Source organism: Streptomyces caeruleatus (assembly GCF_001514235.1).
GTDB classification, from domain to species: domain Bacteria; phylum Actinomycetota; class Actinomycetes; order Streptomycetales; family Streptomycetaceae; genus Streptomyces; species Streptomyces caeruleatus.
The window spans coordinates 148,975-166,626 of sequence record NZ_KQ948938.1 but is presented as its reverse complement, the minus strand read 5'-3'; the positions used below and the strand labels follow the sequence as shown (position 1 = coordinate 166,626).

Here is a 17,652-nt window from a genome sequence, read left to right as displayed (position 1 = left end):
GGGGACTACCAGGTGTCAGGAGTTCCAGAAACCTTGTTGCTCGTCGAAGGGGGGCATGGAGCTGAGGACGCCCCGGGCGTCCTCAGGGGAGCGGCCCTGGTCAACGAGCGCTTCGTACACCTGGCGGGCGATGTCGACGGTCTCCGGAGCGGCTGGCCCCGGACCGCCGAAGGGTTCGGGGTCGTCGACCGTGTCGGTCTCATGGAGCATGCGGAGCGCCGTGACAGGGACTGTCTCCTCAAGGAGGCGGATCATCGAGCGGACGACCTCCGGATTGCCGCCGTGGTCGTCCATCGCTGCCTTCACCAAGGGGTGTTTTCTGTTGACACGCAGAACGATCCGGCCGTCGTGACGCTTCACGTTCCAGGCGAACTTCAGGGGGTCGCCGTGCGCCCTGGACACGACCTGACCACGCTGTCGTGCGGAACGGGAGGCCGCCTCGCGGGTGTACCTGGCGATCCTCTCCAGGTGACGACGCAGGGAGACGGGGGGAACCACACTCGCCTTGCGCACGTCCACGCCCCAGTCGGCATCGGTCTCCGCAGGGATGTCCACGGCGATCCGCGCAAGGTTGTACTTCTCCTCGCGCCGTAGGCCTCGGATCCCCAGCCAGTCACCGGCCAGGATCAGGCGGTCACGCCGGTAGACATAGAAGCCCTGTTGTCCCAGCCATCCTCTCTGTCCCGCAGCCGACTCGTATTCGGCCTCCGAGAGACGCTGTGCCGTCGGGAGGACGAAGGGCTCCACTCGCACCGACTGCGATCCGAGCGGTAGAGGCTCCCAGGGGATCCGCTGTACCGACGGATGCGTGGACAGGAAGGGGTCCCACGGGGAGAGGTCGGAGCCGCGCACCCGGAGCCGGCACCGGGCCGGACGTTGCAGGAAACGGGCGAAGACCATTGAGAGGTGGGCTTCGGTACGCTCCGCCTCCGCATAGAACTGGGCCTGCGTCTTTTCGTCGTCGCAAGTCACGGCGGTGTTGTGGTAGCCGGAGAGCTGTTCCCACAGGACGACGGTCCCGTGCTGCATACTTCCCGCGACCCGACGCAGGAGGGCCATGGTCGTGTCGCCCGGGTCCCGAAGGAGCCGCCACTCCTTGTAGTGCTCCACGACACCGAGGTCCCACGTCCGGACATGCCAGGTCCCGTCCCTGACCGTGGCGACAGTGAGCTTGCGGCACTGGGAGAAGGAGGCGGACTTCAGCCCCACACCGAAACGGCCGAGATCCGTGGCACTCCGTTCGGCGGACGGGCCGCGCGCCGCCACCGTCATGGCGGTCACCAGCTCGGGCTCCGTCATCCCCCGGCCGTCGTCAGTTACGGCGATCCAGGAGCTCTGCCCGTCCCACGTGAAGTCGACGTCGATGTTCTTGGCCTCTGCCGAGACGCTGTTGTCCACGAGGTCTGCGACGGCGGCGGGAAGCGAGTAGCCAAGCGAACTGAGCGACGCCACCATGCCGGCAGGGTCGGGAGCGGCGACGTCGAAGTCCATCTTCACGCTCCGTACCCGGCATACCCGGTCAGTCCTGCTGCGGTCGATTCGTCTGCGCGCTCCGCGGAGCGGCATGTGGCAGGACTTCTCGGGTCTTGGGTGGTGGGTGTGCTGCAACTCGTCCCACGCCAGCCGAAATCCCCCGTTCGGAGCATGGTACCGAACGGGGCTTGTCTGGCCTAGATGATCTCCGTGGAGGGGTGTCCGCCAGCTCTACGAGGCATAGCGCGTAGGGGGCACCGGTAGCGGTAGCCACGAAGTGTCCACCGGAATACCCGCAGGCCGATTTCGATTGCTCCTCCTGTAATGAGCGCGGGAGGGGGCGCAGGTGACGGACCTGAAGCTGTTCCGGCTGGATGCCGATGGCCGGGACATCGAGCTGCGGGGCTCGTCGGTGGCGCTGGAGGTGGAGCTTCAGCGCCGGATCGAGGCGGGGATGGAGTCGATGCTCGGCATCCGCTTCCTGGCGTCGGAGTACCCGACAGGGCCTTGGCACCGGGGCCGGATCGACTCGCTCGGCTTGGACGAGAACGGCACCCCTGCGCTGATCGAGTACAAGAAGGGCGCCGACAGCGGTGTCCTCTCGCAGGGCGTCTCCTACCTGTCGTGGTTGGACTCCGCTCGTCACGAGTTCGAGGCGCTGGTCAAGGAGAAGCTGGGTGCCGAGGCTGCCGAGGCGATCGACTGGCGGAACCCGCGGATGGTCTGTATCGCGGCCAGCTTCTCTCACCACGACCGGGTCGCCGTGCACCGTCTGCGCGAGCGGATCGACCTGGTGCGCTACCGGGTCTTCGACGGCGGGCTGCTGAGCCTGTTGCTGATCGAGTCCGCACCCGGTTCCCCGCGTCCCGCTCCAGCTCGGCAGCGGAGTCCGGGGAGGGATGCGGCGGCCCGTGCCGACCTCGGGGATGACACACCGTCGATCCAGGTGCCCCCGGCCATGGCACCTGCTTGCCTTCGGGACCTGTACACCGAGCTGGACGAGGCCCTCACCGCCTGGGGCGAGGTCGAGGTGGCTCAGCTTCGGCACTACATCGCCTACCGCCGGATGGTGAACATCGCCTCCGTCATCTTCCGCCCGAAGCACAAAGCGATCCTGGTCTACCTCAAGGTCGACCCGGACACGGTCGAGCTGGAGGATGACTTCTCGCGCGACATGCGCGGTATCGGCCACCTCGGCACCGGTGACCTGGAGGTCCGGATCGTCTCTGCCGCTGACCTGGAGAAGGCGGGACCGCTGATCCGGAGGGCGTTCGAGGCAGCCTGACCTGAGAGGAAGGGCGGCTGGTGCATCGACTTCTCGATGCACCAGCCGCCCTTTGACGTCTGCGGTCCGTCTGCCCTGGTCTGGTCGCTCTCACGCTCATGCCTCCGGCCCTGCCAGGACGAAGTCGTCCTGCGTCAGGGCGGCCTTGAGCCGCTGTTCCGCGATGTCTGCGTAGTGATCGGAGAGCTCGACGCCGATGAACTGGCGCCCCTCCCTCAGGGCGGCTACGCCGGTCGTCCCCGAGCCGGTGAACGGGTCAAGGACCGTTCCACCCGGCGGGCAGATCTTTACCAGCTCCTGCATCACTTCCACGGGCTTCTGCGTGATGTGCACCCGGTCCTTCCGTGGCTGACTCGCCGTGTAGAGACCCGGGAGGTAGACGGGGTTCCGGTTGGCGTCGACCGGCCCCTTGGTGCCCCACACGATGTACTCGCACGACTGCTTGAGTCGCCCCTTCTGCGGCCGGGAGACCGGCTTGTGCCAGGACGCGATCCCCCGCCAGGTCCACCCGGCGGCCTGGAGCGCGTCCGTCGTCGTCGGCAGCTGCCGCCAGTCGGTGAAGACGAGTGCGGTGCCGGACTCGACGGTCGCGCGATAGGACTCGGTGAGCAGGAGGGTGAGCCAGAAGCCGTACGAGCGCTGGTCTCGGTTCTCGCCGGGGAAGTTGGCGAGGTCGTGCTCGGCGTCCGCCGAGGTGTACTTCGCGCGCGCGGAGCGGCCTGTGCGCTCACTGCTCGTTCGGCCGCCGCTGTTGTACGGCGGGTCGGTGATCACGGCGTCGACGCTGTTGTCGGGGATGCCGGCGAGGGCGATCAGCGCGTCGCCTCGGTGGAGGGTGTACGGCATTGCGCGGTTCTCTCTTTCGGGGAGGCGGGTGCGCCCTTTCTCCGTTCTCGGAGGGCAAGCGCACGTCGGCATGCGTCACTCCGCGGAACTACGAAAGCAGCCGCCGTGACGAGCAATGCGCTGGAGGTTAACCCCGAATTCCGGCCGCACCCAATGAGGCAGATCTCGGCTCAGCACCTCGAAACCACCCGAGGCACGGGCCGTTTGGCGCGGCCGAATTTCGTCTCTACAGTCTCGCCGTGTTCGCAGGACGGGACCTGGTTCCACCCCTGCTGAACTGTGTCGATGCGTGCCGTTCCATCCAAAGGACGGCGTCCCTGACACTCCACCGACGGGCTTCCTAATCGGCGAAGGGGACTCCCCATGTGGCGAGTGAGATTACGAGCGCGGCTGGCTGCCGCTTTCCAGTAAGGGGCCAGCGGCCGGGAGTTAGCAGCTTCCGGCCCTGGTTTCCCTGACTCCCTCAGGGATTGCGAATTCATAACCGGCGTGGTGCCGGTGGCCTTTTCGACGAGAACGCCTGCGCCGCGCTGCCTACGAGCAAGGAGCTGTCGATGCAGCATGCCCAGGCGCGCCGCGCCCCGGTGCCAGATTCCCTGTCCTGCCGCTCGGCGTTCGGCACGCGTCCGTGAAGAAGGCCATCGCCATAGCAGGGGCCGTGGCGCTCGGCCCCACGTTGTTGATAGCGCCGGTCGCTGTCGCTCTCGCTGGTTCCAGCAGTGCTCAGGCCGCCTGTTCCGCAGGCGGTACACAGGCTGTGGACAGCGCGGCGGTCGCGAAGCTGGTGAAGTCGATCCTCAAGGACGGCAGCAAGGGATCCGTGTCCGTTTCGGGTCTGGATGACCCCGAGGAACAGATACCGAACGCCGAGACGATCCAGGCCACCGGCATCGCGATGAAGGTGCCGGCGCGGGGGCAGGTCGTTGCCCTGGCCACGGCTCTCCAGGAGTCGGGGCTGCGGAACCTGGATTACGGGGATCGCGATTCGCTCGGTCTCTTCCAGCAACGCCCCAGCCAGGGCTGGGGTACGGCTGCCGAGGTTCGCGATCCGGTGCACGCCTCGACGAAGTTCTACGAGGGCTTGCTCAAGGTCTCGGGCTGGCAGTCGATGACCGTCGCCCAGGCCGCGCAGGCGGTTCAGAAGAGCGGCTACCCCGACGCGTACGCGAAGTGGGAGCCGCTGGCCACGGCCCTGCAGAAGGCCATCGCCAAGTCACTGAGCCAGGACGGAAGTTCCGGCAAGGAGAGCGACACCGGCAGTGAGGCCGAGCCGGCGGCCACCTCAACGACTGCCGGATGCGGCAACGGCGAGGACGGGTCCTCCTTCGGCCCGATTCCCGAGGGGGCGGTCCCCGAGGGCTATGAGATCCCGGCCAGCGCGCCCAAGTCGGTGCGTACGGCGATCCGTTGGGGCCTTGGTCAGCTCGGTACGCCGTATCAGTGGGGCGGTTCGTGTTCCGCTCCGCACGGTCAGGACCCGATGGGCCGGTGCGACTGCTCGTCCCTGATGCAGGCGTCGTACAAGGCCGGTGGTGTCTCGATCTCCCGCACGACGTACACGCAGGTCAGGGAGGGCAAGGCGGTCAGCGTCGACGCCCTCAAGCCGGGTGACCTCCTGTTCACCCGCGGCACAGCCAAGGTGCCCGAACACGTCGGGATGTTCATTGGCCAGGGGTTGATCCTGCAGGCTCCGCACACCGGTGACGTGGTCAAGATCTCGACCCTCGCCGACTGGCGCGCCGACATCGTCGCCGCCCGCCGGGTCGTCTGACCCGCCTCTTTCTCCCCCTCCCCTCGCTCCACCTCCTCTCGGGCCCTCGCGCGCCCAAAATCTCACTGGAGTTCCACGTGAAGCTCATGCAGCACGCCCAGTACCTGGCGTACAACCCCGGCATCACACCAAAGGAGGGCGGTCTCCCTGGCCTCAGCGTGCTGAAGAACGTCGTCTCCTCAATCAACCTCTTCGGGATCATCGCGGTGGTCGGCGCGCTGGCCATCTCCGCCATGGTCTGGGCGTGGGGTCACCACAGCGGTGGCCACCAGGCCGAGGCGAACGGGAAGAAGGGCACGGTCATCGCCGCCGGGTGCGCGCTGCTGCTGGGCGCGGCCAACGGGATCGTCGCGTTCTTCTCGGCGATGGGGACGCAGGTTCACTGATGTCGAGGAAACGTTTCCTCGCCGCCCAGGAGCGCACCTACGGGGCGTCGTCCTCCGTCCTGCGGCGTGCCCTGATGGGCGGCCTCGTGCTCGTCGTGCTGCTGGCCGTCGCCGGTCTCGTCGCGTATCTGACCCGCGCGGAGAGCCCCGCCTCCGCGCAGCCCTCCCCAAGCCCGGCGTCTGCACCGCCAGCCGCTTCGCCGGAGGCGACCGCCGATGAGGGCGAGGCTGTCGCATCGCCGCCTAGGACGAGCGATCCGATCGTCTTCGCCAAGGCGGCCACCAAGGTCCTGTGGACGTACGACACCCGGTCCTTCTCCCGTGCCGAGCACGTCGCCGGCCTCAAGCGGTGGATGACCGGCGAGAAGAAGTACGCCGACTGGGGCTCCGTCTCCGACCAGATACCGAGCCCGGTGCTGTGGTCGCGGATGCACGACAACCAGCAGCGCGCGACCGCCAAGGTCGGCGAGGGCCACTTCCCGCAGGCGTTCAAGACCGCCCTGGCCCAGGACCCCGGGGCGATCACCGAGGCGTACGTCTACGCCGTCACGGTCACCGGCAAGCAGTCCATCGTCTGGAAGGGCTCCGGATCTGGAGCCGAGTCCCGCTCCAGCACGCTCGCCGTCCAGTGCCGCCCCGACAAGGCCTGCGCCCTGGTCGGCGTGCTGCCGAACGTCGCGCCCTGACGCCCCCAATTCCCGAAAGGAGGTGCCCCCATGGGGGCTTGTGACCTTCCCCTGATGAGCGCGGTGTGCGACACCGTCGGCGGGGTCGTCGGTTCGACCGGCGAGGCGATCACCGATGGCATCGGTGCCTGGATCGCCAAGTCGATGGGCGAACTGGCCCAGTCCGCCGCGGACCTGGCCTCGACGGCGGTCGACAAGACCACGGCCGTCGATCTCAACGCCGAGTGGTTCCGCGACAACTACGAGCTGCTGCTGCCCATCGGTCTCGTCCTGACCGTCGGCACGTTCTGTCTACAGCTGATGCGGGCCGCCTGGCGCCGTGACGAGCGCGCCCTCGCGCAGGCGGTGACCGGGACGGTGGCCGGCGTCCTGTTCGCGTTCGCCGCGATCGCCTGCACCACCGTCGCGCTGACCGTCGTCGACGCGCTGTCCGCCGGACTGTTCAGGGCGGCGAACACTTCGGTCGACGACGCCATCCGCCGCATCATCGAGGTCAACAACCTCGGCCCGATGTACGCGTTGGGCTGGACCATCCCAGCCATGGTCGGCCTCGGGTGCGCCATCGGCGCGTTCCTGTACTGGGCGGTGATGGTCGCCCGCAAGGTCGGCATTCTGGTCCTGGTGACGCTGGCGGTGTTCGCCGGCGCGGGCGGCGGCTGGGAAGTCGCGCGGCGCTGGCGACGTGGGTGGACCGAGGCGACCGCGACCTTGATCGTCAGCAAGCTGCTGATGACGATCGTGTTCCTGCTGGGCGTCTCGGCCATGGGCAAGAGCGACGCCTCTGACGGACTCGCCGCCTTGTCCGACGCCATGGCGGGCATCGTCGTCATGGTCCTGGTGATGCTGTGCCCCTACGCCACGTACAAGTTCGTGCACTGGGCGGCCGACGGCGGCGGCCAGGACGACCTGCACCGTACCGGCGTCGCCGGTGTCGCGGTGGCTGCCGGTGCCGCGAAGACCGCGGGCCAGCTCGCGATGCAGGCAGGTACGGGCATGCGGGCTCCGCAGGGGCCTTCGAAGGTTCCGGGCCAGGGCTGGGGCGGTGTCGCCTCCGGCATCGACCCGACCGGCGGATCGGGCGTCGGCGAGAAGCCGAAGCAGACCCAATTCCGCTTCGGTGAGGACCCCAACGCCACCGGCGACAAGGGCCGGGCGCTGATCCGGCGGCCTCCTACCGATGGGGACCGCGGTCAGCCACTGATCCAGCGTCCCGGTCAGGAGGCGGCGGCCGACGCGGCACCGGTCTCCTCCGGACCAACGTCCCAGGGCGCTGCGGTGACGCCGCCGCGCATCACGCACCTGGATCCGCCGGCGCCCCGGCGCCCCGGGCCGACGGCTGGGCAGTCTCCGCAGGGCGGTGCGACGCCGCAGCGGTGGGTCTACCCCGAGCCGCCGGGCGGATCGGGCTCGTAGCCCTCGCCTGACAGGGCGGGCGGCACCGGTCGCCTCCGGCGCCGCCCGCCCCGTCGGCTCCCCTCTTCTTCTTCTTGCTCTCCACGTTCCAAGGACGGCTTCGCCATGCTCTCCGACACCTCTCAGCCCGACGGCCCGGCCACCGTGAAGTTCCCGCATCGCTCGCGGCGCGGCATCCTGCTCGGCCTGTCGGCTCCTCAGCTGATCGTCGTCACCGTGACCGGGCTGCTGCTGCTCGCGGTGCTGCTCACCTCTGGCGTCACCGGCGCGCTCAAGCTCATCCCTGTGTGGGCGGTCATTCTGGCGGCGGTGTTCGTCCGCCATCGCGGACGGTCGCTTGCCGACTGGGGGCCCATCGCCATGGGGTACGCGCTGCGCCGCTTCCGGGGCCAGCTGGTCTGGCTCGCCCGGCCGTCCACCCGTCCGCGCCGCGAGGGCCTGCTGCATCTCCCGGGCACGGCGGCGTCCCTGCGGGTGGTCACCGCCCCGCACGGTCGCTTCGGTGCGGTGCACGATCCGCACCACGGCACGCTCACCGCGGTCGTCAAGGTTTCCTCGCGTGCCTTCGCTCTGCTCGACCCGGCCACCCAGGCCAGCAACGTCGCGGGCTGGGGGCGCACGCTGGCGGCGCTGTCGCGCACCGGGCACATCGCCCGCGTCCAGGTCCTGGAGCGCACGGTGCCCGACTCCGGCGACGCGCTCAACCGCTACTGGCACGAGCACGGCAACGCCGAGACCCACCTCGCCGGCCCCATCTACCGCGACTTGCTGGCCGCCGCCGGCCCGGCTGCGGCCCCGCACGAGGCGTACGTCGCGCTCGCCCTCGACCTCAAGGCCGCCCGACGCCTGATCAACCAGGCCGGCGGCGGACTCACCGGCAGCTTCGCGGTCCTGGCCCAGCTCACCGCCACCTTCGACCAGGCCGCCCGCAACTCCGGTCTCACGCCCAGCGGCTGGCTGGACGCGTCCGAGATCGCCGCCGTGATCCGTACCGCGTACGACCCGAAGGCGTCGGCCGCCCTGGACCAGTGGTCGGCCTCGGGCCGAGCGCAGGCCGAACCCGCTGCCGCCGGACCCGTCGTCCTGGTCGAGAAGGCCGACCGGATCCAGACCGACTCGGCCCACCACGCCACGTTCTGGATCGAGAACTGGCCCCGCATCGAGACCTCACCCGGCTTCCTGCACCAGCTCCTGTTCACCTCCGGCGTGCGCCGCACGCTCTCGCTCACCTACGAGCCCAAGGGCCTGGACTCCGCGCTCAAGGATGTACAGCGCCGCAAGGCCACGGTGATCGCGGACGCCGCCGAGCGGCAGCGCAAGGGCCAGGTCGACTCCGAGGAGGACTCGGTCGAGTACGCCGACATCAAGCAGCGCGAGCGCCAGCTGATCGCCGGACACGCCGACGTCGCCCTCACCGGCCTGCTCACCGTGAGCGCCGACACCGACGAGCAGCTCAACGCCTCCTGCGCCGCGATCGAGACGGCCGCCGTCGCCGCACTCGTCGACCTGCGCCTTCTGACCTGGCAGCAGGCCGAGGCCTTCACCAACGCCGCCCTGCCCCTCGCCCGCCCGTAGCGCACCCGCACCATCCTCTCGCGCTCTACCGAAGGGCACCCCCATGCCGACCGAGCCCCTGCCCGAACTGGCTCCGGACTTCGTCCCGTTCGCCACCGCCGCGCTCGACTTCCACCAGGCGATCAACATGCCGGTCGCCCCTATCGCCGCCGGCCGTGCCGAACTCGACTCCCTGCACGCCCATGTCGTCGCGCTGTACGGGTTGCTCGACGCCCACACCGCCCGCACCACCCCGGTGGCCAGGGCGGAGGGCGACCACCTGCGGGCGTGCCGGATCCGGCTGTGGCAGGCAGCCGAACACCTCCACGCCGCCTTCCACGCCGCCCCACACCCCGGCACCGGCTGCCTCCCCACCCGGGAGGCGTGCCGGGCCCGGCGGCCCGAGGGAGCGCCCGAACTCACCGTGTGCCAGCGCCACCTGGCCACCGCCACCCGCGTCCGCCGTGACCACACCCCGGCCGACCTGCGCGACCCCTTCACCGGCCTCACCCGCCACTGACCATCAGGAGCACCACCTCATGGCCTCTCGCACCACCCGCGCCAGCGCCAGCCCGTTGTTCGTCCCGCGTAAGAGCGACCGCCGTACGGCACGCGCCGCCCGTCATCAGTTCGCCGCCGCCCGCGACCAGGCCCGGCACGCCGCACGCCCCGCAGCGCGCCCGACCGCGCCCGGTCTCGACCCCGAGCTACGGGCCACCTACCCGGCCGCCGGCCGTCCCGGGCCGGCTTCCGCCCGCGGCGGCCGTCTCAAGCTGCCCGCCCACCGGATGACGACGGCCACCGCCTCCGGGGCCTACCCCTTCCTTGCGGAAGGCGGTCTCGGCGCGCAGGGCATCTACATCGGCCGCGACGTGCATGCGGAAGCGGCGTTCACCTACGACCCGTTCGCCCTGTACGGGCGCCTCGACGGCTTCACCAATCCCAACATCCTGCTGGCCGGGATCATCGGCATGGGCAAGTCCGCCCTGGCCAAGTCCCTCGCGGTGCGCGCCGTGGCGTTCGGCTACCGGATCTACGTGCCGTGCGACCCGAAGGGCGAGTGGACCGTCGTCGCCCAGGAGCTGGGCGGACAGACCATCGCCCTCGGCCCCGGCCTGCCGGGACGCCTGAACCCTCTGGACGCGCCCGCCCGGCCGTACGGCGTCAGCGAGGAGGACTGGATCACCGAGGTCCGCAAGCGGCGCCTGCTGTTGCTCGGCTCGCTCGCGAAGACGGTCCTGGGGCGCGAGCTGCATCCCATGGAGCACACCGCCCTTGACGTGGCGCTCGACCAGGTCGTCGCCTACGCCGAGGCCAATGGCACCACGCCCCTGCTGGGCGAGGTCGCCTATGTCCTCGGCTCCCCCGAGCGCCTCGATGCCGCGCTCGGCGAGCTGTCCGGCCGCCTCGGGCACGCCGCCGAGGACCTCGCCCACGCACTGCGCCGACTCGTGCACGGCGACCTGGCCGGGATGTTCGACGCGCCGAGCACCGTGGCGTTCGACCCGAGCGCGCCGATGCTGTCCATCGACCTGTCCCGCTTGGGCGGCGCGGGTGATGACACCGCGCTCGTGCTGGCCATGACCTGTGCTTCGGCCTGGATGGAGTCCGCGCTGGCCGACCCCTCTGGAGGACGGCGCTGGGTGATCTACGACGAGGCTTGGCGCGTCATGCGTCACGTCGCGCTGCTGGAGCGGATGCAGAGCCAGTGGAAGCTCTCCCGCGGCCTGGGCATCGCGAACCTGATGGTCATCCACCGCCTGAGCGACCTGCTGGCCGCCGGTGATGCCGGCTCCCGGGGTCGGGCCCTGGCCGAGGGCCTGCTCACCGACTGCTCCACTCGGATCATCTACCGCCAGGAAGCCGACCAACTCGCCTCCGCCACAGCCTTGTTGGGGCTCACCGGCGTCGAGACGCAGGCTGTCTCCGCTCTCACCAAGGGGCGTGGCCTGTGGAAGGTGGCGGGTCGATCGTTCATTACTCAACATCTTTTGCATTCGCGGGAGCGCGAGTTGTTTGACACGGACGCCCGGATGGGCGCGATCACTCGTCCTTGATCAATCCCGCCCTTCGGGGGCCGGCGCCACGTCCCGGCCCCCGCGTCTTCCCGCTCCGAGCGTTCCTAGGATGTCCCCCTTCATGTCTCAGCAGTACAAGATCCGCCGCGCGATGCATCGGCTCGTCCAGCGCTACCTCCGCGCCACCACGGTCAACGCTTCTCACGGCTACATCCCCCTGGCCACAGGCCCGTTCGGCGCTCTCGATGAATCCCGGCGGCTCGGCGCCCGGCAGGAATCGGGCTTGCGTCATGTCTGAACGAATACCGACGCCCGCCGCCGGCACTCCTGCGTCTCCTTCTGCAGACCACCCGGTCTCCCTCGCTGCCCGCAAGGCCAGCGAGCGTGCGGACCTTGCGACGTTCGCCCAGGATCTCGCCGCCCGACTGCCCGGTTCCTGGACCGCCGTCACCCAGGAGCATGCCGCGTACGCCGATCAGCCCCCGCTCGCGGAGCGGCTCTGGGACGACGGGCATGTGCAGTGGGCTTTCGAACGGTTCGTGCTATCCCGCCGCGCCGTACTGACCACCGGCACCGGTTGCGAACTGGTCGTCGTCGACCGCCCGCGGCGCACACGGGAGTTTCTGGTCGCCGCCTTGCAGCCAAGCGGCAGCGACGTCGCGGACCGGGTCAAGGCACCCGACGGGATCGTCGTCGATGCGGACCCGGCGCGCGCGGCATCGGCGGTGGCCGACCGGCTGCTTCCCCGCTACGAGCAGGCCGTACGTGCGGCACGCGTCGAGCAGGTCGCCGTGGCGGTAGCTGCCGGTGAGCGAGTTCTTGCCGAGTGGGACGCGATCTCCGACAGTCTGTGCGACGCCGACCACTGGCCCCTTGATGAGCGCTACGACCTGCGCCAGCAGCAACGGGATGCGGATATGTGGGCTCTGTTCGCTCCCTTCCTCGACCACGGCCCTGCTCTGGTCGCCCACGCCGAGGAGATGCTCCCGTTCCTGGATCCGCAGGATCGTGCGGAGGGGCGGTGGCCGTACCGGCTTCGGGTGCTGCGCGAGGCCTTGGAGGGCGGCGCGCGCGTGCAGGCCGACCTCGAGTTCGTTACTGGTGCGCTGCTGCCGGATCACCCGCGCGCCGGGGCCGCGTTCGCGAAGGCTGTCGTCGAGCGCAATGCCGAAGGCTGGCATTACTCCCTGACCTGGATGGAGAGCGGCGGCGTGCTCGTCGAGATGGCCCAAGCCGAGCGCGGCCGGCCGGTCAGGTCGCAGCAGTCCGCGCGGGTCCAGGCCGCCCGCGCCCGGTCGCCTCATACGGTCGGCCAGGGCGTCGCGACGACAGCGGTGTCCGTCACTGAGGCGCCGCCCGGCCTCCTCGCGCACGACCGCGTGCGCCGATCGCGCTAGCGCACATTCCCCGGCCCCGCCAAATCCGTCTTCGGGCCACATCCTCGTCCTCCGCATGGCCCCGACCTCTGCGAGGTGCACCTCTCGTGGCGGAAATACGCCCTCACATCACCGTCGCCCACCACGCCCAGTACGGCGTCGTGGCCGCGATGTCGCATGACAACCACGTCGCCGATCACATGCTGCGGCGGGTCGGCTTCGAGCGGCTGCCCGGTAGCCGCCTGTACGCCCTGACCGAGCCGGACCGTGATCTGACGCGGCGCGGACAGCAGGCCGTTCAGTCGTTGCGTGCCGCGCAGTACAGCGTCACTTCCGACGCCGTGTACGACCTCAAGCCGGTCCACCAGCCCAACCCTGGCCGAGGTCTCTTCGACGGGCAGGCGAACACCCCCGCCCCGGAGTTCCTCGGCGCTGGGGAGGCGGTCTCCGCCTCCGCCCGCGCGCTCGACGCCGATATCCGGGCCGCCCGGATCGTCGTGCACGACCAGGTCCGCGATCCCGACGGCACGTTGCGCGCGGTCGGCACCGACGTCCGCACCGGCGAAGGCGTACTGCTGCACGGCGAGGGCGATCTGCGCTACGTCGAGACGCGGCTGGACAGCACGGCCCTCGCGTTCGACGCGTTCTCGTACATCCGCGGCAACGGACGTCCCGATCCGACGCCTGCGACCTCGCAGCGCCGGGTCCGGGCCGCCACCGCCATCTCCCCGGCCCGCGCGAGCACTTCGGTGCCGCAGCGGCCCGACGTCACTGTCGCCTTCCGCCCGGCCCAGGCTCCCTGGCAGCTGGCCCGCGCCCGCTAGGCCATCCGAACCCGAAGGAATCCTTCAGCATGAAACTGCAACTCGAGCCCGACGTCGCCTTCGGTGTCCACCCGGAGTTCGGTGTGGTCGCCGCCGTATCGGACGATCACCCGGTCCTCGACGAGGTACTGCGCAAGCACCACTTCCGCCACAACAGCACCCTCGATCTCTACACGCTGGCCGACGACACCCCGCACAACACGGCGGTGCGGGCCGTGGCTCGTGCCAGCCGCGAGTTCCAGGACGTCGGCCTCTCGGTCGCCGCCGATCCACGCATCATGCTGCCGCCGCCGATCCCGACATCGGACGGGGTGGCCGCACGTCAGGCGCTGCCGGGGCAGTCGCTGACCGCCCTGACCGGGGAACTGCACGAGCTGCGCCGCTCGGCCGATGTCGCCGACGTCCTGGACCAGATCCTCGACGAACACCACGGCGTTGTCGGGGACTTGGAGGAGTTCATCGACACGGCCGCCGCCTGGTGCGACCGGCTGGGCACCGCCAACGGCCGCGAGCTGGGCCAGCACCTGCGCACCATCGCCCACCACGTCGCGTTCCTCGGTGACCAGCTCGTCACCGCCCAGCTCGACCTGGCGGTCATGCCGGACGTGACACCGGAAGACGCCCCGGCCCTGGCCGACGTACCGCTGCTGCCCCGGTACGAGCTTCCGTCGGTCACGCACACCGCCCGCGCCCGCGCCGCTCTCGCCTCCTCCCCGAACCGCCCGACCACACAGTCCGCTTCGCCGGACGACGCAGCCCGTGCACCTGCCGCCCCGTCCAGCCCCCGTCGTACGCGCTGACCTTCCTCTCGATCCCACGAAGGAGTCCGACTCATGGCCGTCAAGAAGATCTGGACCATCAACCACACCTGCGGAGACACCACGCAAGTCGATCTCTCCGACCGTCCGGCCGACCGGCGTGCCGGCTACGCCCGCTGGCTCGCCGAGCGCGACTGCACCGACTGCTGGCGTGCCGCCCAGGGCGAGGACGCCGAGTCCAAGGCCGAGTGGCTGGCGAAGAAGCGTGCCGCCGAGCAGGCCGAGGCCGAGGAGTGGTCGACGCGGTATCGGATGCCTCCGCTGGAGGGCACCGACCGCGCCATCGCTTGGGGCACCCGCTGCCGCCATCAACTCATGGCCGCCGCGTACACCGCCCTCGTCGCCGAAGGCACCACCAGCGAGGCGGAGTGGGCCGCCATCGAGGACGCCGCGCGCCCTCTGACGCGTGCCGGGTGGTGGATCGACCAACGCGACGCCGATCCCGCCGACCTGCCCGAGCTGCTGGCAGCCGCCACCGCGGGCGATCGGCCCACCGAGAACCCCCACTTCTGACCCGCCCGCGGAGGCCTCCATGTCCACCACGCCCCATGTCGTCATCACCCGCGAGCCGACCGGGAACGTCATCGCCGAGGGAGGTGACGAACTGGCCGTTACCCTCCTCAAGCACGCGGGCTTCGTCATCGAGACCACCCCGCGCTCCTTCTGCTACCGCCTGCCCTGGGACATGGGCGAGGAGCGCGAGAACCAGATGGCCAGCCACGCTGCCCGGATGCTCACCGCAGTCGGCTACCAGGTCGAACTCGATGCCGACCTGGACGTCAACCGGATCACCACGCCCACCGATCCCCGCGGTAAGCGCGTGTACGGGCACCAGATCCTGTCCCTGACCGACCAGCTCAACGGAGCCGGGTCGTATGCGGGGGCGGCCAGCCTCGTCCAGCACATCGTGGACCCAGAGGACGGCGTCCTCGTCCGCCTCGGCGAGTTCTTCGAGGCCGCGGCTGTACAGGCCAACGTTGCCGACACCGATGACGGCTGGCACCTGTCCCACCTCTGCGAGGACGCCGCTGCCACGCTCACGTCTCTCGCCGAAGACATGCGCGACGCCGGCCTACAGATGCAGGGGCTCGGACCGCCCTGGAAGCGGAGCTGGCAGGAAGGCGTCGCCACCTACTACGCAACCGCTCCGCGCCCGCGCACCGGAGCCACGCCCGACGTCGCAGAGCCCTCCGTCACGCCGCCCAACACGCCCCGGCCGGGCCGGTCTCGCTGACCGTTCCCCCGCTGCTTCGCCCAACTTCCCTGCTCACTGCCACAGCCGCCAGGAGCCCGCTCGTGATCACCAGAGCCATTCGCCGCCCCGCTGCCACCCGTAGGTCCGCACCCCTCTGGATCCCGCCTTGCCATCTCCGCGTACCAGCACGCCCTCGACCACCACCGGCACCGACTTCCTCCTCTACCTCCTGATCGGCATCGCCGCTCTCGGCATGACGGGAGGCTCGTTGGCCTGGCTGTTCGGCAATCTCGCCAACGTCCTGGTTGGCTCCGACCCGTGGGCCGCCTTCCAGCCGACCAACGCGCTCCTGCACCCCGCACTCCTCTGGCCCCATCTCGCCCGGCCCGCCATCCTCACCGGCTGCTACCTGCTGCCCGCCGCCACGCTCACCGCGGCGGCCATCCTCGGCGGCCGATTGTGGCTGCGCGTTCGCCGGAACCCGAACGGGCTGGCCGGTCAGCGGGACCTGGCCGACCTGCTGCCCAAGAAGATCGCCGCGAAGGCCATCGACCTGCGGCCCAGCCTGAAGGGCACCAAGCCCAAGGCCGTCGCCCCGGACGACCGCGGCGTACTGCTGGGCACGCTGAAGCCGGGGGTCACCGAGGTCCGCTCGTCCTGGGAGGACGTGCTCCTCGCGATCATGGCGCCCCGCTCGGGGAAGACCTCGGGACTGGCGATCCCCGCGATCCTGCGCGCCCCCGGCCCGGTGCTGCTGACCTCGAACAAGGCGGCCCGCGACGCCTTCACGGCGACCCTCGACGAGCGTGCCCGGGTGGGCACGGTGTGGACGCTGGACCCGCAGCAGATCGCCCACGCCCCACAGACCATGTGGTGGGACATCCTGGCCGATGCCCACGATCTCGCCGGTGCCCGGCGGCTGGCCGGACACTTCGTGACCGCCTCCGTGGACGAGTCCAACGCGGGCGACTTCTGGTCCACCGCCGCCGCCAACACCCTCACCGCGCTGTTCCTCGCCGCGGCCCGCGACCACCGGCCGATCACCGACGTACTGGCCTGGCTCGCCTCCCCCGCCGACCGCACCCCCATCGACCTCCTACAGGACGCCGGCCTCGACGGCGTCGCCGCCCAGCTCCAGGGCACCGTGGCCGGCGCCGTCGAGACCCGCGACGGCATCTTCGAGACCGCCCGGCAGTACGCCAGCTGCCTCCTCGACCCGGGCATCGCCGCCTGGGTCACCCCTCCCAACGGCCTTGAGAAGGTACGGGAGTTCAAGCCGGAGGCGTTCGCGACCAGCAAGGACACCTTGTTCCTGCTGTCGAAGGACGGCGGCGGCTCCGCCTCGGCGATCATCGCCGCAGCCGCCGACGCGGTGATGCGGGCGGCCGTCATCCAGGCTGAGCGCGACGGCGGGCGCCTCGACGCCCCGCTGCTCGCGATCCTCGATGAGGCTGCCAACGTCTGCAAGATCGCCGACTTGCCGGACCTTTACTCCCACCTCGGCTCCCGGGGCGTCATCCCGATCACGATCCTCCAGTCTTACCGCCAGGGCGTACGGGTCTGGGGCGAGGCCGGCATGGACGCCCTGTGGTCCGCCGCGACGATCAAGCTGGTCGGCTCCGGCATCGACGACGCCGACTTCGCGGACAAGCTCTCCCGTCTCGTCGGCGACCACGACGTACGCACTGTCTCCGTGTCCACCAGCGAGTCGGGCAAGTCCACGTCGGTGTCGATGCGTCAGGAGCGGGTGCTGCCGGCCGACGCGATCCGGGCCCTGCCCAAGGGCTCCGCACTGCTGCTGGCCACCGGCGTGCGTCCCGCCCTCCTGGAGCTCAAGCCCTGGTATCGCGAGCCGGACGCCGACCGGCTCGGCGCCGCCTCCGCCCAGGCGACCGCGGCCATCACCGAGCGCGCGCTGGCCAAGCAGCTGCACCGCGACGACTTCGGCCCGGCCGCATGACAGCACCAACCCGGCACGCCGCGCGCACGAGACGCACGCACGGGCGT

At 70.3% G+C, this 17,652-nt stretch carries 17 protein-coding genes; 15 read left to right on the top strand and 2 right to left on the bottom strand.

The annotated features are described in order from the left end of the window. Positions 1–15: 15 nt before the first annotated feature. Positions 16–1,491, bottom strand: coding sequence for an ATP-binding protein (locus AQJ67_RS35885; RefSeq protein WP_062723650.1), 1,476 nt, complete (start codon positions 1,489–1,491; stop codon positions 16–18). A 328-nt stretch (positions 1,492–1,819) separates the two neighbouring features. Between AQJ67_RS35885 and AQJ67_RS35880 the strand changes: the two genes are divergently transcribed. Continuing rightward, positions 1,820–2,758, top strand: coding sequence for a DUF5655 domain-containing protein (locus AQJ67_RS35880; protein WP_062723649.1), 939 nt, complete (start codon positions 1,820–1,822; stop codon positions 2,756–2,758). A gap of 96 nt (positions 2,759–2,854) precedes the next feature. Here AQJ67_RS35880 and AQJ67_RS35875 read toward each other — a convergent pair whose 3' ends face one another. Then, positions 2,855–3,604, bottom strand: coding sequence for a DNA-methyltransferase (locus AQJ67_RS35875; RefSeq protein ID WP_062723648.1), 750 nt, complete (start codon positions 3,602–3,604; stop codon positions 2,855–2,857). Positions 3,605–4,232: 628 nt separating this feature from the next. Here AQJ67_RS35875 and AQJ67_RS35870 point away from each other — a divergent pair. From AQJ67_RS35870 to AQJ67_RS35805, 14 genes are all read left to right on the top strand, one after another. Then, entirely contained in the window at positions 4,233–5,375 is a 1,143-nt protein-coding gene (locus AQJ67_RS35870) for a C40 family peptidase (protein WP_062723647.1), read from the top strand. A gap of 86 nt (positions 5,376–5,461) precedes the next feature. Next, the gene (locus AQJ67_RS35865) at positions 5,462–5,761 is read left to right on the top strand and encodes a DUF6112 family protein (RefSeq protein WP_062723703.1); all 300 of its coding nucleotides are present in this window, start codon (positions 5,462–5,464) and stop codon (positions 5,759–5,761) included. Further along, positions 5,761–6,447 carry a hypothetical protein gene (locus AQJ67_RS35860; protein WP_062723646.1) on the top strand — a complete coding sequence of 229 codons (687 nt, stop codon included), beginning with the start codon at positions 5,761–5,763 and terminating at the stop codon, positions 6,445–6,447. The genes AQJ67_RS35865 and AQJ67_RS35860 overlap by 1 nt, the downstream gene beginning before the upstream one ends. 30 nt (positions 6,448–6,477) lie before the next feature. Beyond that, a complete protein-coding gene (locus tag AQJ67_RS35855; RefSeq protein WP_062723645.1) occupies positions 6,478–7,860 on the top strand; it encodes an SCO6881 family protein in 1,383 nt (460 codons plus the stop codon). A 105-nt stretch (positions 7,861–7,965) separates the two neighbouring features. Beyond that, complete coding sequence (locus AQJ67_RS35850; protein WP_062723644.1) at positions 7,966–9,435, top strand: SCO6880 family protein; 1,470 nt, start codon at positions 7,966–7,968, stop codon at positions 9,433–9,435. Positions 9,436–9,478: 43 nt separating this feature from the next. Beyond that, positions 9,479–9,934: a DUF6238 family protein gene (locus tag AQJ67_RS35845; protein WP_062723643.1), complete on the top strand. Its 456-nt coding sequence runs from the start codon at positions 9,479–9,481 to the stop codon at positions 9,932–9,934. Positions 9,935–9,953: 19 nt separating this feature from the next. Continuing rightward, positions 9,954–11,471 carry an ATP-binding protein gene (locus tag AQJ67_RS35840; RefSeq protein ID WP_062723642.1) on the top strand — a complete coding sequence of 506 codons (1,518 nt, stop codon included), beginning with the start codon at positions 9,954–9,956 and terminating at the stop codon, positions 11,469–11,471. A gap of 82 nt (positions 11,472–11,553) precedes the next feature. Further along, the gene (locus AQJ67_RS35835; RefSeq protein ID WP_159058896.1) at positions 11,554–11,730 is read left to right on the top strand and encodes a hypothetical protein; all 177 of its coding nucleotides are present in this window, start codon (positions 11,554–11,556) and stop codon (positions 11,728–11,730) included. Beyond that, on the top strand, positions 11,723–12,829 hold the full coding sequence (locus tag AQJ67_RS47180; RefSeq protein WP_107123062.1) for a hypothetical protein: 1,107 nt from the start codon (positions 11,723–11,725) through the stop codon (positions 12,827–12,829). Before AQJ67_RS35835 ends, AQJ67_RS47180 begins: the two co-directional genes overlap by 8 nt. 86 nt (positions 12,830–12,915) lie before the next feature. Continuing rightward, on the top strand, positions 12,916–13,632 hold the full coding sequence (locus AQJ67_RS35825; RefSeq protein ID WP_062723638.1) for a hypothetical protein: 717 nt from the start codon (positions 12,916–12,918) through the stop codon (positions 13,630–13,632). Positions 13,633–13,661: 29 nt separating this feature from the next. After that, positions 13,662–14,432 (top strand): hypothetical protein, encoded by a 771-nt coding sequence (locus tag AQJ67_RS35820; protein WP_062723636.1) that lies wholly within the window; start codon positions 13,662–13,664, stop codon positions 14,430–14,432. 33 nt (positions 14,433–14,465) lie between these two features. Continuing rightward, the gene (locus AQJ67_RS35815) at positions 14,466–14,963 is read left to right on the top strand and encodes a hypothetical protein (protein ID WP_062723634.1); all 498 of its coding nucleotides are present in this window, start codon (positions 14,466–14,468) and stop codon (positions 14,961–14,963) included. Between the two features lie 19 nt (positions 14,964–14,982). Then, positions 14,983–15,684, top strand: coding sequence for a hypothetical protein (locus tag AQJ67_RS35810; protein WP_062723633.1), 702 nt, complete (start codon positions 14,983–14,985; stop codon positions 15,682–15,684). A 127-nt stretch (positions 15,685–15,811) separates the two neighbouring features. Next, a complete protein-coding gene (locus AQJ67_RS35805) occupies positions 15,812–17,605 on the top strand; it encodes a type IV secretory system conjugative DNA transfer family protein (RefSeq protein WP_062723631.1) in 1,794 nt (597 codons plus the stop codon). Positions 17,606–17,652 lie beyond the last annotated feature (47 nt).